This is a genomic window from Tetzosporium hominis (assembly GCF_002265435.1).
Lineage (GTDB): Bacteria > Bacillota > Bacilli > Bacillales_A > Planococcaceae > Chryseomicrobium > Chryseomicrobium hominis.
Map to the genome: position 1 here is coordinate 76,630 of NZ_NOKQ01000342.1, position 23,636 is coordinate 100,265.

The following is a 23,636-nucleotide window of genomic DNA, read 5'->3' on the forward strand; positions in this document are numbered from 1 at the left end:
ACGCAACCCCTCTAAAAGAAAAGCAGGAGTTTTGGAAACCGAAAAAGAAGTAGGAATAGAGAGAAAGTGAGGCGTTACAAATGGAACAATGGATTGACAATATGTTTACAACTGAACGATTACAAAAAGCGGCACAATTCTTTGGAGCTGACGCAACAGAAGCTATTAAAAGAGGAGACTTCGAGAACTACGTCTATGAAGTGAAAAAAGACGAAAAACCATATATGTTGCGTATGACGCACACGTCTCATCGTTCAAAAGATCAAGTTCTAGCGGAGCTCGAATGGGTCAATGATTTGCATGCAAAGGGACTGAACGTTTCGAAGAACCACTTGAGTGAAAACGGACAACTGGTTGAGGAGATAGAGCTTGAAGAAGGAAGCTTTTTGATTTGTTTATTCGATAAAGCACCTGGCGTTTCTGCACACGAATTAAAAGATTCGTTTACAGATAAACATATTGAAGCTTGGGGAGAACTAACAGCAAAGTTTCATCATGCTGCAAGTGAGTATAAAGTACAACGTGGAACTCGCCCTCACTGGTATGAGGACGATTTGATTGATATTGCGAAATGGATTGATCCCGTAAAAGATAAAGCCATTATCGAGCTCAATGAAAAAGTCGTCTCAGAGATTCGCAACTTGCCGACCATTTCAGACGTCTACGGTATTATCCACTCCGACATTCATCAAGGGAACTTCTTCATTGACGGGAATGATCTTCATGTATTCGACTTCGACGATACCATGTTCTTTCACTTTGTTCACGATGTGAGTATTCCCCTCTACTACACGGTATGGGCGAGGTATCGAAATGAGCCCCTGAGTGTTCGGTCGGAAAAAGCGATGGCATTCTTTGAACCGTTCTTACTAGGCTACACGCGGGTTCGGCCACTTGAAAAAGAATGGATCGACAGACTGCCACTTTATCTGACTCTTCGAGATTTAACTCTCTATGCAGTATTCCACAAAAAAGTGGACTTTGAAAAAGAGCCCAACTTAGTGCCACTTGTCGAGCAATTAGGAGAGCGTTTACGAATAAACGAGTCAATTGCTGAAATCGATTTATCAAACATGACACAAATTGTATTGAAATGATTGAAATACGGGTAAAGAAGCAATGCAGCGAAGATGAAAGAAGGTGGCCCATGGAACTTGCAATAATTATTCCCTCATACAAGCCCGATGACAAATGCCGTGCGGTCATCGATGAGCTAATTGCTTCTCAGTTTTCCAGGATCATTGTCGTAGATGATGGGGGAGAACAAGAATTTGCATCCTTTTTCGAAGCGTTAAAACCTTTTCCAGAAGTAACAGTGTTACACCATGCTAAGAATCAAGGAAAAGGGCGCGCATTGAAGACCGCATTTCACTACATACTTAATGAAAAATTACCGGTCGATGGAGTCATTACCATCGACGCTGATGGACAGCATCTTCTATCTGATATGCAGGAGATTGCAAAGCAGATGGAGGAATGTCCCGATGCTGTTATACTTGGAGCTCGAGATTTTACAAAAAAAGACGTGCCGTTTCGAAGCCGATTTGGCAATCGGTTTACACGACTTCTGTTCCGATTGTCAACGGGTACAGTGTTGACGGATACACAAACAGGTCTTAGGGGATTACCGGTACAACATCTACCACTATTCCTTTCTATCCCTGGAGAGCGCTTTGAGTACGAGATGAATATGCTTGGTTGTTTAAAACGAAACCACATTGAAATTGAAGAAGTGGAAATTGAAACTGTATATTTAGATGAAAATAAGTCTTCACACTTTCATCCATTAAGAGACTCGTTCCATATTTATAAAATCTTTTTATTGTACGGTCTATCAGGTGCTGCATCTTTTGGACTCGATATTGGACTTTATAGCTTATTTATTTACTTGTGGAAAGAGGACTCTCCTCAGATGTTTATCATCTTTGCGACGATTGCCGCTAGAATCCTGTCTAGCTTATTTAACTACTTTGTGAATCGTCATAAGGTATTCGGTCAAGGATCTAGCAAGTCCTTTGTACGCTATTATCTATTAGCGGCCTTTATCATGGCAGCTTCAGCTGGATCGGTCCATCTGTTGTATACGGAATGGCTCGGACGAGGGGAAATTGTTTTGAAAGTCCTTGTTGATACGATTCTTTTCATAGTAGGATTTGTCGTGCAGCGTGCCTGGGTGTTTCGAAAAGAAGATACAGAATAAATGAAAACTACTCGCCCTAAGTGAAAAGGCGAGTAGTTTTTTGTTTACGATTCTTTTAAAGCTTGGATGACATCGATACTTGTTGCTTTACGTGCTGGACGCCAGCCGGACAACACAGCGACTCCGATGCTGATCACTGCAGCAATTAGAACCAACTGCCACGGAATATACGAGACCGTGATTGTCATATCTGTCGGTGCTTCTTCATTCATCGAGCCGAACACAATCATAGGTACTGCAATATTGACGACAAAGCTTAACGCATAGGAGACAACAACAGCGATGATTGTTCCAATCAAACCGATAAGTGTACTTTCCATCAAGAACAGACGCTGAATGAGAGAAGGGGGAGCCCCAATAGCTTTCATAATTCCAATCTCTCGAGTACGCTCTGTGACCGCCATAGTCATTGTATTGAAGATTCCAATAGAGGCAATCAAGACAGCTACCGTTCCTACGATTACTAGACCAATCTGTATAGCTGTAAACAACATCTTCATTTCGCCTAGCTCTTCCGTGACGGAGTAGACATAGAAACCTTGATCCTTCAACGTATTCGTTAAATCTTCTACGTACTGAAAATCTGTAGCATGTACTGTAATGGAACGGTCGGGTTGGTCTATATCAAAAGCAGTTAAAACTTCTGAGCTTTTAGATGTATCCGCATAGATTTTTTGATCATAATACCAGTCACGACCAGGCTGTTTCGCAATACCCGAGATAGTGAACGTCTGAGTAGCGCGCACTTCATTGGTCTCATAATCCACAACATCCACGGTAATGGTCTGTCCAATCAACTTATCTCGAATAGCTTGTGCAAGCTCCGTTTCTTTTGCTAAATTGTCGTCAGCTGCCTCGATTTCTTTGTACTGCTCTTCTGTCAAAAAGCTGTTGGCAAATTGATAGCCTACGATAACTTCTTCTGAAGAAGCAGGCATCTTCCCACTGTCTAAAGCTAAATTGGCAAGTTGCTCAGCTTCTAAGTCTGTATAGACTAACTCTCCATATCCTTCTTTCTCGCCTAGTTTCACAGTGGCGGAACCTGGAACCATTACGCGTTCCACTACCGTCTTCACATGTTCCATCTTACGGATAGCATCGACTTCTTCTGCAGTGACGCGTTCGTCTGCTCCTTCTTTTCCAGCCAGTTCAATTTCTGTGACAATACGGTTCGAGAGGACTTCATCTTGTATCGTCTTATGTAACCCAAATCCGACAGAAGCTAAGATGATCAAGAAAGCACAACCCATAGCGGCGGCAAGTATAGTCATAAACACACGTAGTTTGTTGCGTTTCATATGCTGCGAGATAAATTCGCGTTGGTCTTTAGCTAACATAATGCATGTCCTCCTGGATAGCGCCGTCGTGCATGCGGTACTGGCGATGCGCAGACCGTGCCACTTCTTCGTCGTGAGTGATGATGACAAATGTGATGCCGTAATGTTGGTTCAGTAGTTGAATCAATTGCAGAATCTCTTGTTCCGTCTCGGAGTCTAAGCTGCCTGTTGGCTCATCCGCGAGTAGAATAGAGGGACGACCAATGAGTGCTCGTGCAATACTGACTCTTTGCTGTTGTCCTCCTGAGAGTTCATTAGGATAATGATCACTGACGTCTGTCAAACCTACTTGCTGGAGCAGTTCTTTCACGCGAATCATGCGTTGTTGCTTCCCTACACCCTGGAGCTTGAGAGGAAGTTCAATATTTTCAAATGCCGTGAGACCAGGCATCAATTGAAAACTTTGAAAGATGAAGCCGTAATTCTGTAAACGAAAGTTCGCCTTTTCGGTTTCCGTCTTCCCGACAAGTTCTTCATCGTTCACTTTGATAGAACCAGACTCAGGAGTCATGAAGCCGGCTAATAAGTTAAGTAACGTCGATTTACCGGAACCACTTTTGCCAAGGATAGCGACTATCTCTCCTTTAGCAACGTCTAGATTCACGTTTCGTAGGACAGGAATGTCTTTCTCTTGTCCTTTCTTACCGATTTTGAAAGTATGGTTGAGCTCTGAAATTAAAATCATAAAAGCACGTCCTTTCTGATATAGTTTGAGTATAAGTGGAGAATATTAGGAAATAGCTACGAAGATTCTGAAGAAATTCTTAAGATGGGGGAACAGCATGTTTGAAATCATCACAAAGCCAGGAGAATACACGTTAGCGGATTAAAAGAAGCTGGGGGCAAAGCATTATGTGGGAAGCACTGATGTAGCCAATCAACCGATGATTCGCGTCATGAACACTAACGGTGCTTTAGAAAGAGACCGGAAAGGAATTTATAGGTTGGATTGTTAGAACCGTTAGTTTCAAAATGGTATTTTTGTTTCGGAAGTCGAATGACCTGAAATAGAGGTCGAATCAAATCAAATAGAGACCTAATCAATCCAAATAGAGACCCAATCCCCCTCAAGAAACCATAAGCAAACTCCCCAAAACAAAGATCTTGGGGAGTTTCTTTCATTCCTCATCAAATTCAAACGTCAGTTGTTCGCCTTCAGTACGCCGTTTATCCGGTGCAGAAGACCGACTGCTGCCAAAGAGCTCTAACAATTCCTCAGCACGAGCCACCGTCTCAGGTTGTTTCTTGATCGAGTAGAAAAGTCATGAACCGCGCTTTCAACAGCAGACAGAGTTCGGGTTTCCGAAGCAGCGTGAGTTTCGCGCGCAGTTTATTCGGGAGAGTTTAGATGATTTAAGAGAGCAATTAGAAGAGGCAGGTATTCCATTAGATGAGTTACATGGAGAAGTGGGAGAGAGACTAGCGGACTATGCTAAAGAATACAATGTGTCAAAGCTTTATTATCACGACCTAGAAGGCACAGAAGAACGAAAAATCGAGCAAGACATTCAGAATCGTCTTTCTGGTGTGGAAATCGAATCGTTTATTGGAGACCATTTAATTCATCCAGAGGATTTACCATTTCCTTTTACGTTATGACAACGTTTCACTTTTCAATTTTAAAATCATATGTTATAAATATCCTTAGTATTCGAATAGGATTAATTATATTTAGGATGAGAGGCAAGAATCGTGGGCAAAGAATTTTTATACATCTTTGATGAGTGGGCGGAGCAATACGATGCAAGTGTCAGTGGCCAAGATCCTCAGTACGCGGATGTGTTTGAACAATATGAAGAAATTTTAGAGGCAGTCGCAACGCGCGTTTTTGGAACTGTAATTGAATTTGGACCCGGAACGGGCAACTTGACGAAAAGGGTTATTGAGAAGAACGTCGAAGTGATTCCAGTAGAACCTCATGATAAGATGCGTGAACTGTTCGCAGAGCGTTTCCCTGAACTTGCTGTCCAAGAAGGAGACTTGGTGGACTTTACAACACCAGAACGACTAGACGGCTTTATCAGCAGCTATGTCTTCCATCACCTAACCGATGAAGAGAAAGGGCAGGCACTGAAGACTTACGCGAAGCTGTTAAGACCTGGAGGGAAAGTCGTCTTTGCAGACACGGCGTTTATCACGGAGCAAGCCAAACAGGACCAAATCGCAAATGAGAAAGCACGAGGTTTCACTGCAGTAGCCGAAGACCTCGAACGTGAGTATTACACGACGATTCCCATCTTAGAAAAGTTGTTCACGGCAGCAGGATTCACAGTTACGTTTACACAAATGAACGATTATGTCTGGCTCATGGATGCCACACGAGGAGGAGAAACCACATGAAAAAAATGAACGTAGAAAGCTTCAACTTAGACCACACGAAAGTAGACGCCCCTTATGTCCGTTTAGCAGGGACGAAGTCAGGACAAGCAGGAGATACGGTATTAAAATACGATATCCGTTTCAAGCAACCAAATGAAGAGTTCATGGAGATGAAAGGGCTGCACTCTCTTGAGCACTTGATGGCTGAGAACATCCGTAACCATACAGATAAAGTGGTAGACCTTAGTCCAATGGGTTGCCAAACTGGTTTTTATTTATCTGTGATCAACCATGACAACTACGACGAAATTTTGACTATCCTTGAAAACACATTAGAAGACGTCTTGAAAGCGACGGAAGTGCCAGCATGTAACGTCGTGCAGTGCGGCTGGGCAGCGAATCATTCACTTGAAGGCGCGCAAGAAATCGCACGCGACATGTTAGCGAAGAAAGACGAGTGGCATATCGTATTCAAGGAAGGCGAAGAAGCATGATTTACACACACGTGCACCAGTTGATTGGGAACACACCGCTCTTTGAAATCTCACAGATCCCGGTTCCCAACCAATGTCGCATCGTGGCAAAACTGGAATATCTAAATCCTGGAGGCAGTGTCAAGGACCGTCTTGGCATTGCCTTATTGCGTGATGCGGAAGAGCGAGGTGAACTGAAGCCAGGTGGAACGGTCATCGAACCAACGGCTGGCAACACTGGTATCGGGCTCGCGCTAGCAGCTATCGGACGAGGCTACCGAGTCATCTGTGTCGTACCGGAGAAGTTCAGTATCGAGAAGCAGAAGCTGATGAAAGCTTTAGGCGCTGAACTCGTGAACACCCCGACCTCTGAAGGGATGAAAGGCGCTATTGTGAAGGCCCATTCACTTGCTAAAGAGATTCCCCACAGTTTTGTCCCAGGTCAATTCGAGAATCCGGCTAACCCTGGTGCCTATATCGACACGCTAGGTCCGGAAATCTACCAAGCACTTGAAGGGAATCTTACTGCGTTTGTTGCAGGAGCTGGCTCAGGGGGTACGTTCATGGGCGTCGCCACATATCTGAAGCAGCAAGACCCGAGCATTCGTACCGTCATCGTTGAGCCTGAAGGTTCTATTCTAAACGGTGGGGAAAGTGGTCCTCATGACACGGAAGGCATCGGCATGGAATTTCTGCCGCCTTTCATGAAGAAAGAATTGATGGAAGGCATTCATACCATCACGGATAAAGAAGCTTTTTACTGGATGCGCGAGTTAGCGAAACGTGAAGGACTGCTCGTCGGTTCCTCTGCAGGGGCGGCATTTGCGGCAGCCCTGAGAGAAGCAGAAACGTTACCAGCAGGAAGTGTCATTGCCACCGTATTTGCCGACTCGAGTGAACGCTATTTAAGTAAAGATGTATACGAACTATGGAAAGAGGAGGATTCACATGCGTGAAAAAACGAAGTTGATCCATGCAGGAATCGTAGGAGACGCCACAACAGGAGCCGTCTCAACACCGATCTATCAAGTGAGCACCTATAAACAAGAGGCCGTCGGCAAATTCAACGGCTACGAATATTCACGGACAGGAAACCCGACGCGTCACGCGCTTGAAGAACTGATCAAAGATTTAGAGAGCGGGCACGCAGGATTTGCCTTTGGCTCTGGGATGGCGGCCATCACTTCTGTGATGATGTTGTTCTCTTCAGGAGACCACATCGTCGCAACAGATGACGTCTACGGCGGGACGTACCGTGTCTTGACGAAAGTATTAAACCGATTTGGTTTAGATGTAACCTTTGTAGATACATCTTCTTTAGAAGCAGTAGAAGCGGCTATTCAGCCGAACACGAAGGCACTATTCATTGAGACACCGACAAACCCGTTATTGAAAGTCTCAGATGTAACCGCAATGACGGAACTGGTGAAGTCGAAAGGATTATTGACGATTGTCGACAACACGTTCATGACACCTTATTTGCAGAAGCCTTTAGAGTTAGGCGCGGACATCGTACTTCATAGTGCAACGAAGTATCTAGGTGGACACAGTGACGTCGTAGCGGGCCTTGTTGTGGTGAATTCAGAAAAGTTAGCGACTGACATGCACTTCGTTCAGAACTCGGTAGGAGCCGTTTTAGGACCACAAGACTCTTGGTTGTTGATTCGTGGAATCAAGACACTAGGCCTTCGTATGGAAGAACATATTACAAGTGCGCAGAAAATCGCAGAGTATCTGGACGGACACGATAAAGTGGGTAAGGTCTACTACCCAGGTCTTGCTGCGCACCCAGGACGTGACGTCATGGAGAAGCAGTCTCGCGGATTTGGTGGGATGATTTCGTTTGATGTCGGTTCCGCAGAAAAAGCAGACGAGGTCTTAGCGAAGCTTCGCTACTTTACATTGGCGGAGAGCTTAGGTGCGGTCGAGAGCTTGATCTCTGTCCCAGCTCGCATGACGCATGCTTCCATTCCAGCAGAACGCCGTGCGGAGCTTGGCATTGTGGACGGCTTAGTGCGAATCAGTGTCGGGATTGAAGATGTAGAAGATTTACTAGAAGATTTGGAGCAAGCTTTAGCTTAAATCTAGTTGGAGGAGCCGCGATTGCGGCTTTTTTTCTGTTTGAGGGCGAAAAGAAACAAACGGGCAGGCTAAGGGCACAAATAGGAGAGCAAGGGAAACAAAAGTGTGAGCTAAGGGCACAAACCAGTGGGCTAAGGGCACAAAACCCAAACTCACTCTCTTCATTTCCGTGGACAAGCCAACTGACCCATCTTCCGAAGACCACCTCATAATGCTACACTTAGGGAAACGAAACAAAAGGAGCTCACACCATGACAACAACTCTTCCCGCGTGTCCAAAATGCCAATCTCCCTATACATACGAAGACGGGGATATGCTAGTATGCCCAGAGTGTGCCCATGAATGGTCACCAACTGAGACGACAGACTCTACTGAGCAAGGAATCGTCGCAAAAGATGCAAACGGCAATCTGTTAGTTGATGGTGATGCTGTTACCGTCATCAAAGACTTGAAAGTAAAAGGCAGCTCATCTGTCTTAAAACAGGGAACGAAAGTGAAATCGATTCGCTTGGTGGAAGGTGATCATAACATTGACTGCAAGATCGATGGCTTTGGTGCCATGAAATTAAAGTCGGAATTCGTCAAAAAACTGTAGAGTAAGGGGACAAACCAAATGACCACACCTTTAAAAATCGGTGTCATCGGTACTGGTATGATGGCCGAGCGTATGATGAATAGCTTTGAGAACCATCCAAAACTTCAGATTACAGGAATCTGTGATGTGAACGAAGAGCGCGTTAACGAACTAGCAATTCAGTTCCAAACTACGGCATATACTCACTATCAAGACCTCTTAGATAACGAGACGCTCGATATCGTATACGTGGCAGTACCGCCAAAATGGCACCATGAAGTGGCAAAAGCAGTTCTTACAAAAGGTATTCATATCTTATGTGAGAAGCCATTAGCAAACTCTGTAGACGAAGCAGCCGAGCTTCTGACGCTTTCGAAAGAGAAGGGTGTCGTGAATGCGATGAACTTCCCACTGAACTACGAAGAAGGCACTCGTGCATTTGAAAAACTCATGCACGAAGGATACGTGGGCAAGCTGCGTCGCGTCGAGCTTCGCATGGAGTTTCCGAAATGGCCACGTCCTCGCCAACAGAATAGCTGGATCAGCACGCGTGAGCAAGGAGGTTTTGTGTTTGAAGTGGCGGGACATCTTGTTCAGCAGATACTCCGGACATTTGGACCGATTACACAAGTGGTGTCTGATTTAGAGTTACCAGACGATCCTACGAAGTCGGAAACAGGAATTTTCGCTACGATGACTCTCGAAAAAGGAGCAAACGTCTACTTTAATGGCATCACTAACACGGCCGGCACGCATAGCCAAGACATTGAGCTGACGGCTTTTGGTACAGAAGGCACGGTGAAGCTCTCGAACTACTCCAACCTGTCAGCAGGAAAGGTGGGAGAAGAGATGACCGTAATCCCACTCGACCAGCAGGTCCGAACAGAAGAGCTGATCGATGCATTTGTGTCGGCAGTGGAAGGTAAGGAAGCCGAACTGTACGACTTCCAAGTTGGCTATGACGTTCAAGTAGTACTTGAAAAATTACGGAAAATTTAGGTAGGATTTGAGTGCAGTGGAACTTCGCTGCACTCTATTTTTTTCACTATTTCTACCTATATATAGATTTCTGAAATTCAGGACTTGAAAGAATGAGGAAATAAGCGCACTATAATATGGAATCAACATATAATAAATAAGTGTTGACTAATATAATTGAACGATTATATAATATTTCCGTATGGAGGACTTTGTATGCAAACTATTCATCACCAATTATCCGTTGACCATATGTCCCAGTTATTAAAATTGATTAGTGATCCAACACGCTTGACGATGCTGAAAGTCATGCAATCCAATGAGTGCTGTGTCTGTGAGTTCGTCGAGATGTTCGATATCAGCCAACCGGCTATCAGTCAGCATTTGAAAAAAATGAAAGACGGTGGATTGGTACAAGAGAAGCGAAACGGTCACTGGATCTTCTATTCGTTAAACCCAAACTACCCACACGCAGAAATGCTTCAAACGGTGTTAGATGCAGTCGTCAGCCAAGATGACCGCATTGACGACCTGACGAAAAAAGGTCTGCGAGTCAGCTGTAACTAGAGAGGAGCGTTACTTTGTTTTCAGTCATTGCTGCAGCCGTCATCTTTATTGTGACGCTGATTTTTGTAATCTGGCAGCCTAAGGGCTTGTCAATCGGATGGTCTGCCACGGCAGGTGCCGTCCTTGCTTTACTCGTTGGTGTCGTCGACTTTGGTGACGTCCAAGACGTGACGTCCATTGTCTGGAATGCCACACTGACTTTTGTTGCGCTCATCTTAATTTCCCTTGTACTCGATGAAATCGGGTTCTTCGAATGGGCAGCCTTACATATGGCGCGCATCGCAGGTGGGAATGGACTGCGCATGTTCATCTACGTGATTTTACTCGGTGCTATCGTCGCAGCACTTTTCGCAAATGACGGAGCGGCACTGATTTTAACGCCAATCGTCCTTGCAATGGTGCGGAACTTGAAATTTGAAGAGAAGATGATCTTCCCATTCATTATTGCTAGTGGATTTATCGCAGATACAACGTCGTTGCCACTCGTAATCAGTAACTTGGTAAACATCGTCTCTGCAGATTTCTTTGGTATCGGCTTTATTGAATATGCGAGCCGCATGATTGTCCCGAACTTCTTCTCGCTCGGTGCGAGTATTTTAGTGTTGTATCTGTTCTTCCGTAAGAGTTTACCGAAGAACTACAATGTTTCAGATTTGAAGCAACCTGTAGAAGCAATCAAAGACAACCGGATGTTCCGGATTTCTTGGGTGGTTCTGGCTGTGCTATTAGTCGGTTACTTTGCGAGCGAACCGTTACACATTCCGGTCTCCTTTATTGCAGGAGTTGTCGCCATCGTATTCTTGGCTCTAGCTCGTCGCAGTCCAGCGGTCCATACAAAAGCGGTCATCAAAGGCGCACCGTGGGCTATCGTCTTCTTCTCCATTGGGATGTATGTAGTCGTATATGGACTTCGAAATGCCGGTCTAACAGCTGTATTAACGGACGTCATCCAATGGACAGCGGACCAAGGCCTGTTCGCGGCGACGATTGGAATGGGCTTTATTGCGGCCGTCTTATCGTCTGTAATGAACAACATGCCAACCGTCATGATTGATGCACTTGCTATTGCTGACACCAACACAACAGGTATCGTCCGCGAAGCACTGATCTATGCGAACGTCATCGGTTCCGACCTGGGACCAAAGATTACGCCAATTGGGTCACTTGCTACGCTATTATGGCTCCATGTGTTGAATCTGAAAGGCGTCAAGATTTCATGGGGTACGTATTTTAAAACAGGTATTATCTTAACGATTCCGACGTTATTTATCACGCTAGTCGGTCTCTATATTTGGTTATTGATCATCCACTAGAAGGAGTGTTTTGAAATGGAAAAGAAAATCATCTACTTTTTATGTACAGGCAACTCATGCCGTAGCCAGATGGCAGATGGTTGGGCAAAAAAGCTTCTTGATTCGAACGAGTGGGAAGTATACAGTGCAGGAATCGAAGCACACGGTGTGAATCCAAAGGCAATCAAAGCTATGAACGAAGTAGGAATCGACATTTCGGAAAACACTTCTGACATCATTGATTCAGAGTTGTTAAATCGTGCAACAATCGCTGTAACTCTTTGTGGAGATGCGGCTGATAAATGTCCAGTGACACCACCATCGGTTCGTCGCGAACACTGGGGCTTCCCAGACCCTGCGAAAGCTACAGGGACAGACGAAGAAGTATGGGCTGTGTTCCAAGATGTGCGTGACGCTATTGGTCGTCGTATCGAAGAGTTTGCGAAAACAGGGAACTAAACAAAAAAAGACAAAAAGAGAGGCCGCGGCCTCTCTTTTTTTTAATAGTCTTCATTCAGATACCGATAAAGCGTGGACTTACTGATGTTGGTCATTTCCTTGATCTGCTTTAATGTGTAGTCGCCACTCAAGTACAACTCGATGGCACGGTTGACATTGTCGTCTTTTTTTCGAGGCCGTCCAGTCGTGACACCACGTTCCTTCGCTTCTTCCATTGCCGCTTTCGTCATCAAGCTTGTTGCTTCTGCTTGGAAAGTAGCCAGTAGATGAACGAGTTCAGGGAAAGAGTGAGCAACGGTCTGATCGATTTGAATCTGTTCTTTTGCAAAATAAAGAATAGCCTTCTTCTTAGTGAACGTCTCAAGGAGTGCTTGCAGCTGATTCAATGATTGGGCAAAGCAAGTAAGTGAAGTAGTGTAGACTACATCGCCCTCCTTTAACCCATCAATCATCTCAGCCAATTGATCATTCGAGCGGTAGTGCTCTTCATGAACGTACTGGTCGATATCGTAAGCTGAGAGGGTGTGACGCTGATTTTCTCCAAATTCATCTTGTGCTGTGTTGCGAATATAACCGTACTTCATTTCATTCATCCTTTCACTACTCTTACTTTGACGGTGGTTTCAAAAGGGTTCCCTTTTGGAACTTTACATGGTAAACTGATGCAGTCAGATTAAAATGTAAGAGGTGTAGAAGTTGATAACTAAACTTAAAAACGAATGGTTTGGAAACATTCGTGCAGATATATTAGCGGGAATTGTAGTCGCTCTAGCGCTGATTCCAGAAGCTATCGCATTTTCTATTATTGCAGGAGTCGACCCCATGGTGGGCCTCTACGCATCTTTTAGTATAGCAGTGATTATCGCATTTGTCGGGGGAAGACCTGGAATGATTTCAGCTGCCACAGGCGCGATGGCTCTATTGATGGTTCCCCTCGTCCGTGATTACGGGCTGGACTATTTACTTGCCGCGACCATTCTAACAGGGCTCATTCAGATTGTATTTGGTGTATTCAAAGTAGCCAAGCTCATGCGTTTCATTCCACGTGCCGTTATGATTGGATTTGTGAATGCACTGGCTATCTTGATCTTCATGGCGCAAGTGCCTCATTTTTTAGGCATCAGTACAATGACATATGTTTTTGTGGCAGTCACACTCGCTATTGTGTACATTTTGCCTCGCTTCTTTACAGCGATTCCAGCACCGCTGATTGCCATCGTGGCACTGACGGCAGTCGTCCTCTTTTCAGGAATTGAACTTCGGACAGTAGGAGATCTCGGAACAATTACGCAGACACTTCCAAGCTTCTTTATTCCGGATGTACCGTTTACATTTGAAACGCTACAAATCATTTTCCCGTATGCACTTGCCTTATCTATTGTTGGGTTACTCGAGTCTTTATTGACGTCACAGATTGTGGATGACATGACGGACACGGATAGCGATAAAAATAAAGAATCTCGTGGGCAAGGGATTGCCAACTTTGTGACAGGTTTCTTCGGCGGTATGGCGGGTTGTGCGATGATCGGTCAGTCGGTCATCAATGTGAAAAGTGGGGGGCGCGGTCGTCTTTCAACCTTTGTAGCAGGCGCTTTACTCATGTTCTTGATCATCGTTCTGGGTGATCTGGTCGTCCAGATTCCAATGCCGGTTCTTGTTGGAATTATGATCATGGTATCAATTGGTACGTTTGATTGGGGCTCGTTTACGTATATACGAAAAGCACCGCGAGCTGATGCATTTGTCATGGTAGCCACAGTGGCTATCGTCGTCATTACGCACGACTTGTCGAAAGGTGTTCTTGCTGGTGTGTTACTAAGTGCAATTTTCTTCGTAGCGAAGATTTCCAAGCTGAAAGTAGAGAAAGCGTTCGATGGAGAGATGACTCGCTACACGGTGCAAGGTCAATTATTCTTTGCTTCGGTAGAAGACTTTGTTGCAGGAATTGATCTGACAGAACGCGAAAGTACTATTCATATTGATTTTACAGAATCTCATGTGTGGGATGATTCGGCCGTTGGTGCTATTGATAAGGTTGTGATGAAGCTTCGCCAAAACCACAATGAAGTGATGATCACGGGACTCAATTCATCCAGTCGCAAGATTGTGGACAAACTTGCGATCTATAATCAAGCAGACGCCAAACTATCTGTTCATTAGACAAAGGGGGATATACCGATGTATCAACATATCGTACTAGCAGCGGATGGGTCAGACAATGCACTCCGCGCAGCAAAACATGCTGTTGCACTTGCCAAGTTTGGGGATGCAAAAGTCGAAATCGTCTATGTGACCGATTTCAAAAAAGCGAAATACGAAGTACTCCATGCGGAAAGCAATGAAGCACTTGATTACGAACGCCGCCAGAAAGTTCGTCCAGTCGAAGACTTGCTGGTTGCCGAAAACATCTCATATGACGTGAAGATTCTTCACGGGGAACCGGGGCCGACAATTGTTGAGTATGTGAATGCGCATCCTGTCGATCTTGTTATCATTGGGAGTAGAGGTTTAAACTCATTGCAAGAGATGGTTTTAGGGAGTGTCAGTCACAAAGTAGTGAAAAGAGTCAAAGCACCCGTATTAGTAGTGAAATAAAAGAGTCCTTCGGGGCTCTTTTTTTATTTTCCAAAAATAGGTTGTCTAATATGTCGCGTCGTGATATAGTCGAGCTACGACATAAAGAAAGAAGGTCTAGCAATGGATAAACGTATTAAACGCTACCTTCCCATGACCGAATCCGCTTATTACATTTTGCTCGCTCTCACAGAACCTAGGCATGGCTACGGCATCATTAAGCAAGTGGAAGAGATGACAGCAGGTCGCTTGAAGCTTGGGTCAGGGACCATCTACGGAACGCTCAGTAAGATGCAGGATGATGACATGATCACTGTCTATTCGGACGAAAAGCGAAAAACAATCTATGAGATCACTGACATTGGAAAACAGATTCTGCAGCTGGAGTTTGACCGCCTGGATGAGCTGCACCGAAATAAAGAACGGTACAAGGGGGAATTTTTATGAAAAAAGTGTTTCGGCCGTTTTGGAGTTACCGTATTGAACAGACCGAATCATGGTTAGAAGGACAAGCTTCTGAGGGGAATCGACTTGTGGCTCTGAATAAATGGACACGAGTGTTTACATTTGAACAACAAGAAGCTACTTCACGAACATTTCGCTTAACTCGAAATAAAAAGACGAACTTAGGACTCGCTCGTCTTGAAGACAATGGATGGACGGCTGATGTAAAGGAGAGGGAATGGACTATTCTCTCTTCGGAAAATCCTACAATCTATCCGGTTAGAGATGAGTTATTGAGTCGGACCCAAAGACACTTATACGTTTGGATTCAACTTATCCTGTTTCAATTATTCACAACAGTACCTTTTTTCTTAATAGGATTTTTAGTTTTGGATATTGATAGCTTAATACCGCTTCTAACGGTAGCGATTGAACTCGTTTTGTTTCTTGCTAGTCTTCAATTGCTTAGAAAACATTTGGCTTTTCAGAAAAGAGAAATGGGAGTAGAAGTTGACTCAGAGATAAGCACTACGCAAAAGAAACACTATCGAGTGCGTCTTGGTTGGATGTATAACTTACCGGTACTAGAAGAATGGCTCGAGCAAAAAGCAGCACAAGGGTTGATCTTAGATAAAGTGACACCGTTTTATTTCCGCTTTATTGAACAGCCGCCGCAGCTGCGTTCTTTCCAGTGTACATTTGAATACAAAGTAAAGACGTCTTTCTTCTCCATGTACAAAGAGATGGGATGGACACTTCATTTCAGTTCAAAACTGAATTTTCTTCATTACGCGATTTGGTCGATGCCTTATGAATTACAAGAAGAAAAGCCTAAAATCTCATATGTAAAAGAAGAGCGTTTAAAGAACTTAAATCGTGCTTTCCGAGTTCACATCTCCATCGCTGTTTATTTGGTGGTCCTTCTTGCATTTAGCTTTTACAGTAATATCATTTCTGCTGATGCTTTCTTCGAGTGGTCATTTAGTGGTGTCCTTCGTTCGCTATTATTAGTGATGGGTATTAGTTGGATTGTTTTTTCTGGTAACATAATTAAAAACTACTTTATCCAGAAACAAAGGCTAGCAGAAGACTAGGGGGAGTTTTGTGGTTCGCTATCCACACTTGAAACAACACGCCACTATTGGTGTGACAGCACCGTCGTCTGGCGTTGAAAAGGAGTTGCATCACCTCATCGCTTCAGCAAAGGAACGATTTGAGCGAGAAGGGCATGTGTTAGTGATTGGAGATACAGTTTGGACACAGGATAAGGCGACGTCTGCGCCAGCAATGCAGCGAGCTATTGAATTCACTTCCATGATGCAAAATCCGGTAATCGATATGGTGCTTCCACCTTGGGGTGGCGAGCTATTGATTGAGATTCTGGAACACCTGGATTTCGACCTGCTCTCAGAGAAATGGGTGCTTGGCTATTCAGACACAAGCTTACTGTTGTTTGCGATGACGCTGAAGACAGGAATTGCAACTGCTCACGGAGCGAACTTGGTGGATTTACGAGGAGAGGCTTCAGACGATACGACGGCAATGTGGAAACACGTGTTGATGACGCAAGCAGGAGATTCAGTAGAGCAGCATTCTTCAGCTAAGTATCAAAGAGAATGGAGTCACGAAAATCCAACGCCAATCATATTTCATCTAACGGAGCAGACTGACTGGAAGACGGTCTCAAATGCTCCTGAACAGGTGAGTGACCGTTTACTTGGTGGTTGTATCGATATTATCCGAAATGTTGTGGGAACACCATTTGGGGATGTAGCGACTTTCCAAAAAGAGTATCTGCAAGATGAACCGATCCTCTGGTACTTCGAGAACTGTGATATGGAGACGACGGATCTGCGTCGTGCATTAGTCCAAATGAAGCTCGCAGGCTGGTTTGCTAATTGCTCCGGCGTTCTCTTTGGACGCAGCGATGCTAATGGACCAGTTGATAACTATACAATAAAAGATGTCTATGCCGATCTTGCAGAGGATCTTGGTTTGCCAGTCATTTATGATATCGATTGTGGGCATGTACCGCCTCAATTGACACTAATCAACGGAGCTAACGCAGAAGTAGAAGTGTCTGATGGGAAGGGCAGAATAGTGCAGAAATTTATCTAGTATAAAGGAAGCTTGGAGGAGTTCATTCCTTCAAGTTTTTTTATGCTCTCATTCGAAGTTTATAGAACGAGCCATTCTATTCGTTTAGAACCTATGTTAACTTAGTTGGTAACGTGAGGGGGATGGCAATGGAAATACTTCAAACGACAGGACGAAAAAGACAAACATATAAAATCCAGTTAGAGCAATCACTTCTTTGGGAGGCTGCTTTAGGTATCGCAGCAATCACAAATTCACGATTGATCAATACATTGGAGCTTAAAGAAAGTTACTGGAGCAACATACGTGAGATAGCTACTGAGGAACTCATAAAGGAACTTCACTATGTAGAGAATCATAATACTTGGAAAGCAATACTACAAATCCTTCATCAAGATAGGTTTGAGAAGTTGGAAGAATTCGAGGAGTTTGTTGAGCAAACAGGTGAAGTGAATCTTCGGTTTATATGTATACCATTTCTTGGGGAAGACATGCAGGATATTCGATGGAAAGCGGCTAAAGGCAACTTAGAAGCGGTAAATTTTTTGATGGACTATACAGATGATAATCCGTTCTTTCCTGAATATATCAGCTTTATTAGTCGAGTCGATAGAGCAGTATTAAAAAACCATCTGAAGGTAGTCATGAAACTTTGGTTTAAAGAAGTACTTGATACTCAACGGGGTCAGGTGTCTCAAATTTTAGAGCTTGATTATACTACTAAAAATGAGTACCTAAAAAAGATGGAATCAGAAGAGTTTGTTCAGTGGGCAACTGGAGGAATCTCCTATCTTCCTGAACCCAGTATTCATACAGTACTTCTTATTCCACAGTTTTGTTACCGACCATGGAACATTGTTGGGGATATCGAAGGCGCTAAAGTGTTTTACTATCCTGTATCAAGTCAGAGTGTGCATCCAGAAGATAGGTACTTACCAGATCAAATTACTGTCTTAAAATACAAGGCTCTTGGAGATGAAGTGCGCCTGAAGATAGTGAAGCTTCTTTATGAGGAAGACAGAACCTTGCAAGAATTAAAGGACAGACTGGACATAGGGAAGTCAACCATTCATCATCACTTGAAGATTCTCCGTAGTGCAAAATTAGTCGTTGTTAGAGAATCTAAATACAGTTTACAAGAGGAATTGATAAGAGGGATGGCTAGAGAAGTGGAAGCGTATTTAGGGCGATGAAAAACAAAACGGGATTAACTAAAAACCGCTCATTTCTAGCAGTTTGGATAGGCAATGGTGCTTCAGAATTAGGAGGGGCTTTTGGAACGTTTTGCAATTCGATTTTAGTCTATCAGTTAACGGGTTCAGGAATAGCATTAGGAAGTATGTGGGTACTTTATTATGTTCCATCACTCTTACTACAATTAGTAATTGGTCCCTTCATTGATCGGTGGAGTAAAAAGGAGATAATGATCTTTAGTCAGTGGACGAGAGCACTCCTATTTCTTATCCTATTAGGTCTTTTGTTTACAAATGAACTAGAAGTTTGGCATATTTATGGAGTTCAGCTTGTCATTGGGCTGAGTACACCCTTATATGTTCCTGCGAATCAAGCTATTTTACCAACATTGGTAAGTAGAGACGACTTACCTCATGCAAATGCATATATAGAGAGTACCATGCGTCTGATGTCGTTTCTGGCACCGATTCTAGCGGGTATCATTATCGAAGCTGCTGGTATAAGAGAGACTCTCATTTTTACGAGCATATTGTTGTTTACTAGTGGACTTGCTATATGTTCCGTTTCGGTAAAGAGAGAGACCGTAGATTCGCGAGTTTCTTGGCTAGTAGAACTTAAAGAAGGCTATACTACTTTCTTTCGGAATCCAGTCTTACTCTGGTTAGGAATCTTTCTAGGATTTGTTCAATTCGGTGTTGGAGTTACTCTGGTTACAACATTGCCGTATATCACTTCAGAGTTAAAAGGGAGTTACGCTCACTACGGCTACTTTATGGCAGGCTTCCCAATGGGGTACATAGTAGGTGCTCTCATCGCCACAAATATTCCAAAAGAGAATCGACAAAGGCTAATGCTTGGTGCGCTATGTATAGGAGGAACAACTTTCATAGCCTTGTACTTTATAAATTCGATTCCACTAGCAATTTTCACAGAAGCAATTGGTGGAATGGTTATGGCGATTTTTAGTATTCATAACCTTACACTATTCCAAGAAATTGTAGCCAATAACCAATTAGGGAGAGTAGCATCCGTTCGGTTATTGCTGATTCGGAGCTTTATGCTATTGGGAATCGTTAGTGGTGGACTATTAAGTGAGGTATGGGGGATTCGACCTCTATATTTATTCATAGGAACTATTATCTGTGTGACTTCAGTGATCGGTTTAATCCATCCTTATTTTAGATTTTTAAATGGTTCCAAACTTTCTATAAGGAAATCAGAAATGAAACAAGGCTAAGATTTTACCTGTCACCAAGTATCAGTGTATACTTATATCAAATCCGTACGACAGGAGGGTGACGCATGGAAAAAGAACCAGTTAATCAAACCGAGAATCAGCAAACACCGACGTCATCAAGATCAGTAGGTAAAGTGGTAGGGGGCTTTGCGATTGCCTTGCTATTTGCTTTATTGGCATTCGCCATGTTCAATACCCATTTGAATTAAAGATAAGAGTAACGATTCCTGGAAAGGGAAATCGTTACTCTTTTTTAAATTCCAACGTCCCGCGGAAGCAGGTCACAATTCACCGGAACCCGCCCAATCTCTCGTGCCCATACAGACAGCTGCCCAATATGGTGCACTTCATGAGTTGCAATATGAATCATGACTTTCGCGTGACTGAACGTACGTCCTCGCAGGTCGAGAATCGCTTGCTGGAACTCTTCTTGGCGTGCGAACCATTCCTCAGTAAGGAGACGAGTCGAATCGGCAAACGAACGGACTTCATCGAGCGACGTCACTTCTTCCATCGGCTGCACATGGATCTCGCGGCCGAGCAACTGACTGACCCAGATATGCTCGCAGTAGACGACGTGATAGAGGGTATGCAAGAACGACTGCATGCCACCGTGGCGCTTCTTCACCAATTCCTCGTGAGTCAACTCGTCGCACCAGGTCAGCCACTCGTCTCGAACCTGCCAGTTGTAAGTGAATAAAGGCCTAATCATCAGAGGTTGTCTCCTTTGAATCTGGAGCGTATTCTAAAATGTCTCCAGGCTGACAATCGAGTGCCCGGCAGATTCCTTCAAGCGTCGAGAAGCGGACAGCTTTGGCTTTCCCGTTCTTTAATACGGAGAGGTTAGCCATCGTGATACCCACCTTCTCCGACAGTTCGGTTACACTCATTTTGCGTTTTGCTAACATCACATCAATATTTATAATAATCGCCATCTTCTCACCTCAAATCGTCAATTCATTTTCAGTTTTGTACGTGATGGCCTCTTGAAGCAAAGCCTCGAGAACTGCCGCAAACACACCTACTACAATCGAAGCACCAACGATGACCATCCCGATTAACACAAGACCTGGTGCATCGTCCCACTGTGCGACCATAAATATAAACGGTAATCCTATTGTGTAAAACAAGCTGATCCAAAACGCTGACTTCTTAATCTTTCGCAGAGCTTGTACAGAAGCACTTGAGAAGGCGTCACTAGTTTCAATCAACCGAAGCAGTTTATAGGCTTGGAACAAAGCAATATAATACGGAATTGCTGAGAGAAGAGCAACAGTGACCAATCCCAGGATGATGAACGGCAAGACATTTTCTCCATTCATATGGTCAAATGCTTCCATAATAAGCTGTGGCATCAAGTAAATACAAATGACGGCGACTGGTAATGCAATGATGACTAGTGCAGCCTTTAAGAACAAGGTCGTTCCTTTTTTCATAGAGACATCTCCTTCATACAGATCGTAATTACAACTAGTATATGTTATGGTTTATCGTTTATCAATAAATAAATATTACTTTTCAGTAAAATCATCGATATATGCTCTGCTTGATTTCGAATGCTGTATACTAAGAGTATATAGTGTTGTATGGGAGGGGGGACCTTATGCATTCGACTGAACAAGATTTTCGTTTATATAGAAACTTCGATGAACTGGCTGAAGACGTATTGGATCTTGCCAAAGAAATTTTACCGGATAAATTAATTTATCTATCATCCCTTAATGACTCCGAACAAGTAGTTTTAAAAGTGTCAGATGAACGAGAAGACATTGCTATTTCAGAAGGAATGTCTGCACCATTAGAAAACTCCGTTTGTCATCGTATCGATTTTAAAAACCAGCAACCACTTTTGTATCCAAATGTCGAACAGGATACAGAATCCCTGCATCTGCGGAACCTCTTGCTAGATGTAAACATAAAATCCTACCTGGGCCTGCCGATTTCTCAGATGAACGGCGAGCGGTTTGGAACGCTTTGTGTGGTAGACAGCAAAAGTAGTGAATACGACGACCACACGATTCAATTGCTGCAGCGTATCGTGAGATTGTTTTCGTACTATCTGGAATTAGAACGCCGTGCTTACCGCGATCCTCTAACAGATCTCTACAATCGTCACTACTTGGCAGGATTCTTTGAGGCTGAGCGAACGACACCAGGTGCGTTGTTTTTCTTAGACCTGGATGGGTTTAAACGAGTAAATGACACGTTCGGTCATGACCGGGGTGACGAAGTTTTGAAAGAAGTCGGAAATCGACTGCGCCATTTTGTGAAGAATCAAGAGGAAGCGTTTGCTGTGCGACTTGGGGGAGACGAGTTCATAATCCATCGTACCGGTAAATTGTCGGATTCTGAGCGCGATCAACTGGCTAAAGAGCTATTGCAGTCATTGAGCAAATGGGAGCAAGACGATCACCTATCGGCGAGCATGGGAGTTGTTTTGTACGATGCAACGAATGACGTACAGCTACCAGAGCTTTTGCGTCAAGCCGACCAAGCTTTATATCGGGCCAAACAAGCAGGTAAAAACCGATACTATTCTTGTTAAATGCTATAAAAAGGAGCTAGTTGTATGAAGCCCCCTTATCAATTTAAGACCGTATTTGAAGACCAACAAGGCCTTTACAAAATCCAAGTCTATTATCAAGGCGACCACGACCTATACAATCAAATGATAACCATGGCCGATAAAGACGAGGCCTATCTATCCTATAAACCAACGCCTACTTTGATGAAGCTATTGTGGCGGGACAAGTTCTTCTTCTTCTTTGAAAAAGGTCCCAATCCGACATCGAAATTTCCACGTTGGACGGTAGCTGAACTTTTGAAGAATGAAGTAAAAGGAGTTCAAGTCGAAGATCCACGCGATATACCTAATCTCGAACGAGGGATCACCGAGCATCTTGAGGTCTTTGCTCGGGAAGCGTCGAAAACTAAATAGTTTCAAACTAAACGAAACCCATTCATCTCAAATTGAGGTGAATGGATTTTTGAATTCCTATGTATAACTGAAAAATTGTACACTGGTTTAATTTTTGAATCCTATTTTTTCCGTAGCTAACCTACCGGTATCTTTTGTAGAAACTAATCTCATGATGCATCCTCCAAATCAGTAATGCGTCTCTTAAGTATAACAAAAGGAAGTCCATCAAATATGTTGGTTCATCACCATAAGTCGTGGTTGACATTAAGTTGATTTGAGAATGTAAATAAATAGAAAAAAAGCGAAAACACCTGTATCGTAATTGTTGTCTAGACAAACCACGATAGGAGTTTTCGCCTTGTCCCAACAGTTTATCAAATTAGTCCTTCCACTTCCATCATTTTTTAAAATTCATCCGTCATCCGACACCGAACCAAACGTGTTTCGAATTTCTGCGCTGAACCGTCAAGTCCCATGTGTTGTCTGTTCAAATCAGACAGTCCGCCACTCAAAGGAACGTCGCCGTTTTAGACATTCCTACGCCTGGGGCGTAGGGACGATCTGGATCGAGATAGATGTCCCACGCCAGGTATGTAAAGAATGTGGTATCACGTTTGTTCATGACTTTGGTTTAGGCATTGTTCGTTCTTCAACCAGACATTATAGAGTGGAGATAGCAAAACGTTGTCATGGCAGGACAATCTCTGATGTCTCACGTGAATATGGTGTTCCGTACACGACCGTTGAAAGGTGGTTCTATCAATACGCTTCGAGCCAGTTGGAGACTAAAACGGCAAAGCATGTCTTGGTCGATGAGTTCGCTACGCGCAAAGGTCATCATTACGCGACAGTGGTCATTGATGCGAAATCTGGGTGCGTCCTTCCGAT

Annotated in this window: 28 protein-coding genes and 1 pseudogene; 23 read left to right on the plus strand and 6 right to left on the minus strand. The window is 43.8% G+C overall.

Annotation, left to right across the window (positions count from 1 at the left end; genetic code table 11):
* Positions 1–80: 80 nt before the first annotated feature.
* Together CF394_RS14590 and CF394_RS14595 are read left to right on the plus strand one after the other, a co-directional pair.
* Positions 81–1,097 (plus strand): phosphotransferase enzyme family protein, encoded by a 1,017-nt coding sequence (locus tag CF394_RS14590; RefSeq protein ID WP_094944581.1) that lies wholly within the window; start codon positions 81–83, stop codon positions 1,095–1,097.
* A gap of 50 nt (positions 1,098–1,147) precedes the next feature.
* Positions 1,148–2,200, plus strand: coding sequence for a bifunctional glycosyltransferase family 2/GtrA family protein (locus CF394_RS14595; protein WP_094944583.1), 1,053 nt, complete (start codon positions 1,148–1,150; stop codon positions 2,198–2,200).
* Positions 2,201–2,244: 44 nt separating this feature from the next.
* On the opposite strand, the gene CF394_RS14600 is transcribed toward CF394_RS14595, so the two are convergent.
* Both CF394_RS14600 and CF394_RS14605 read right to left on the minus strand, forming a co-directional pair.
* A complete protein-coding gene (locus tag CF394_RS14600) occupies positions 2,245–3,537 on the minus strand; it encodes an ABC transporter permease (protein WP_094944585.1) in 1,293 nt (430 codons plus the stop codon).
* Positions 3,527–4,222, minus strand: a complete 696-nt coding sequence (locus tag CF394_RS14605; RefSeq protein ID WP_094944587.1) for an ABC transporter ATP-binding protein — start codon at positions 4,220–4,222, stop codon at positions 3,527–3,529. Before CF394_RS14605 ends, CF394_RS14600 begins: the two co-directional genes overlap by 11 nt.
* A gap of 632 nt (positions 4,223–4,854) precedes the next feature.
* Here CF394_RS14605 and CF394_RS14610 point away from each other — a divergent pair.
* The 10 genes and pseudogenes from CF394_RS14610 to arsC all read left to right on the plus strand — a co-directional run.
* A pseudogene (locus CF394_RS14610) lies at positions 4,855–5,136 on the plus strand (deoxyribodipyrimidine photo-lyase); the annotation flags it as partial.
* Between the two features lie 93 nt (positions 5,137–5,229).
* Entirely contained in the window at positions 5,230–5,877 is a 648-nt protein-coding gene (locus CF394_RS14615; RefSeq protein ID WP_094944590.1) for a class I SAM-dependent DNA methyltransferase, read from the plus strand.
* Positions 5,874–6,350: an S-ribosylhomocysteine lyase gene (locus CF394_RS14620; RefSeq protein WP_094944592.1), complete on the plus strand. Its 477-nt coding sequence runs from the start codon at positions 5,874–5,876 to the stop codon at positions 6,348–6,350. The genes CF394_RS14615 and CF394_RS14620 overlap by 4 nt, the downstream gene beginning before the upstream one ends.
* Positions 6,347–7,285: a PLP-dependent cysteine synthase family protein gene (locus tag CF394_RS14625; RefSeq protein WP_094944593.1), complete on the plus strand. Its 939-nt coding sequence runs from the start codon at positions 6,347–6,349 to the stop codon at positions 7,283–7,285. The genes CF394_RS14620 and CF394_RS14625 overlap by 4 nt, the downstream gene beginning before the upstream one ends.
* On the plus strand, positions 7,278–8,411 hold the full coding sequence (locus CF394_RS14630; RefSeq protein WP_094944595.1) for a bifunctional cystathionine gamma-lyase/homocysteine desulfhydrase: 1,134 nt from the start codon (positions 7,278–7,280) through the stop codon (positions 8,409–8,411). Before CF394_RS14625 ends, CF394_RS14630 begins: the two co-directional genes overlap by 8 nt.
* A 251-nt stretch (positions 8,412–8,662) precedes the next feature.
* Positions 8,663–9,007, plus strand: a complete 345-nt coding sequence (locus CF394_RS14635; protein ID WP_094944597.1) for a zinc ribbon domain-containing protein YjdM — start codon at positions 8,663–8,665, stop codon at positions 9,005–9,007.
* Positions 9,008–9,025: 18 nt separating this feature from the next.
* Positions 9,026–9,985 carry a Gfo/Idh/MocA family protein gene (locus tag CF394_RS14640; protein WP_094944599.1) on the plus strand — a complete coding sequence of 320 codons (960 nt, stop codon included), beginning with the start codon at positions 9,026–9,028 and terminating at the stop codon, positions 9,983–9,985.
* 195 nt (positions 9,986–10,180) lie between these two features.
* Complete coding sequence (locus CF394_RS14645) at positions 10,181–10,531, plus strand: ArsR/SmtB family transcription factor (protein WP_094944601.1); 351 nt, start codon at positions 10,181–10,183, stop codon at positions 10,529–10,531.
* Between the two features lie 14 nt (positions 10,532–10,545).
* Positions 10,546–11,844, plus strand: coding sequence for an arsenic transporter (locus tag CF394_RS14650; protein WP_094944603.1), 1,299 nt, complete (start codon positions 10,546–10,548; stop codon positions 11,842–11,844).
* A gap of 15 nt (positions 11,845–11,859) precedes the next feature.
* Positions 11,860–12,282: an arsenate reductase (thioredoxin) gene (gene arsC / locus CF394_RS14655; RefSeq protein WP_094944605.1), complete on the plus strand. Its 423-nt coding sequence runs from the start codon at positions 11,860–11,862 to the stop codon at positions 12,280–12,282.
* Between the two features lie 41 nt (positions 12,283–12,323).
* Here the strand turns inward: arsC and CF394_RS14660 are convergent, their stop codons facing one another.
* On the minus strand, positions 12,324–12,866 hold the full coding sequence (locus tag CF394_RS14660; protein WP_165767579.1) for a recombinase family protein: 543 nt from the start codon (positions 12,864–12,866) through the stop codon (positions 12,324–12,326).
* A 112-nt stretch (positions 12,867–12,978) separates the two neighbouring features.
* Here CF394_RS14660 and CF394_RS14665 point away from each other — a divergent pair, with 112 nt between their 5' ends.
* The 8 genes from CF394_RS14665 to CF394_RS15865 all read left to right on the plus strand — a co-directional run bounded on the left by CF394_RS14665 (position 12,979) and on the right by CF394_RS15865 (position 20,037).
* On the plus strand, positions 12,979–14,442 hold the full coding sequence (locus tag CF394_RS14665) for a SulP family inorganic anion transporter (RefSeq protein ID WP_094944608.1): 1,464 nt from the start codon (positions 12,979–12,981) through the stop codon (positions 14,440–14,442).
* Positions 14,443–14,460: 18 nt separating this feature from the next.
* Positions 14,461–14,877 (plus strand): universal stress protein, encoded by a 417-nt coding sequence (locus tag CF394_RS14670; RefSeq protein ID WP_094944609.1) that lies wholly within the window; start codon positions 14,461–14,463, stop codon positions 14,875–14,877.
* 102 nt (positions 14,878–14,979) lie between these two features.
* Positions 14,980–15,303 carry a PadR family transcriptional regulator gene (locus tag CF394_RS14675; protein WP_094944611.1) on the plus strand — a complete coding sequence of 108 codons (324 nt, stop codon included), beginning with the start codon at positions 14,980–14,982 and terminating at the stop codon, positions 15,301–15,303.
* Positions 15,300–16,394, plus strand: coding sequence for a DUF2812 domain-containing protein (locus CF394_RS14680; RefSeq protein WP_094944613.1), 1,095 nt, complete (start codon positions 15,300–15,302; stop codon positions 16,392–16,394). The genes CF394_RS14675 and CF394_RS14680 overlap by 4 nt, the downstream gene beginning before the upstream one ends.
* Positions 16,395–16,404: 10 nt before the next feature.
* Positions 16,405–17,418: a S66 family peptidase gene (locus CF394_RS14685; protein WP_094944614.1), complete on the plus strand. Its 1,014-nt coding sequence runs from the start codon at positions 16,405–16,407 to the stop codon at positions 17,416–17,418.
* Between the two features lie 128 nt (positions 17,419–17,546).
* Complete coding sequence (locus tag CF394_RS14690) at positions 17,547–18,590, plus strand: ArsR/SmtB family transcription factor (RefSeq protein ID WP_094944616.1); 1,044 nt, start codon at positions 17,547–17,549, stop codon at positions 18,588–18,590.
* The gene (locus tag CF394_RS14695; RefSeq protein ID WP_094944617.1) at positions 18,587–19,828 is read left to right on the plus strand and encodes an MFS transporter; all 1,242 of its coding nucleotides are present in this window, start codon (positions 18,587–18,589) and stop codon (positions 19,826–19,828) included. Before CF394_RS14690 ends, CF394_RS14695 begins: the two co-directional genes overlap by 4 nt.
* 65 nt (positions 19,829–19,893) lie before the next feature.
* Positions 19,894–20,037, plus strand: coding sequence for a hypothetical protein (locus tag CF394_RS15865; protein ID WP_165767580.1), 144 nt, complete (start codon positions 19,894–19,896; stop codon positions 20,035–20,037).
* Positions 20,038–20,081: 44 nt separating this feature from the next.
* Here the strand turns inward: CF394_RS15865 and CF394_RS14700 are convergent, their stop codons facing one another.
* The 3 genes from CF394_RS14700 to CF394_RS14710 are packed head-to-tail and all read right to left on the minus strand — an operon-like array spanning position 20,082 to position 21,264.
* On the minus strand, positions 20,082–20,540 hold the full coding sequence (locus CF394_RS14700) for a DinB family protein (protein ID WP_094944619.1): 459 nt from the start codon (positions 20,538–20,540) through the stop codon (positions 20,082–20,084).
* Positions 20,533–20,763, minus strand: coding sequence for a helix-turn-helix domain-containing protein (locus tag CF394_RS14705; RefSeq protein WP_094944621.1), 231 nt, complete (start codon positions 20,761–20,763; stop codon positions 20,533–20,535). The genes CF394_RS14700 and CF394_RS14705 overlap by 8 nt, the downstream gene beginning before the upstream one ends.
* 9 nt (positions 20,764–20,772) lie before the next feature.
* The gene (locus tag CF394_RS14710; RefSeq protein WP_094944622.1) at positions 20,773–21,264 is read right to left on the minus strand and encodes a DUF2975 domain-containing protein; all 492 of its coding nucleotides are present in this window, start codon (positions 21,262–21,264) and stop codon (positions 20,773–20,775) included.
* 167 nt (positions 21,265–21,431) lie between these two features.
* Between CF394_RS14710 and CF394_RS14715 the strand changes: the two genes are divergently transcribed.
* The 3 genes from CF394_RS14715 to CF394_RS14725 form a co-directional block, all read left to right on the plus strand.
* The gene (locus tag CF394_RS14715) at positions 21,432–22,373 is read left to right on the plus strand and encodes a sensor domain-containing diguanylate cyclase (RefSeq protein ID WP_094944624.1); all 942 of its coding nucleotides are present in this window, start codon (positions 21,432–21,434) and stop codon (positions 22,371–22,373) included.
* A gap of 24 nt (positions 22,374–22,397) precedes the next feature.
* Positions 22,398–22,766: a hypothetical protein gene (locus CF394_RS14720; protein WP_094944626.1), complete on the plus strand. Its 369-nt coding sequence runs from the start codon at positions 22,398–22,400 to the stop codon at positions 22,764–22,766.
* A gap of 340 nt (positions 22,767–23,106) precedes the next feature.
* Positions 23,107–23,636 (plus strand): helix-turn-helix domain-containing protein (locus CF394_RS14725; RefSeq protein ID WP_165767581.1); only part of this gene is annotated, 530 nt, incomplete at its 3' end.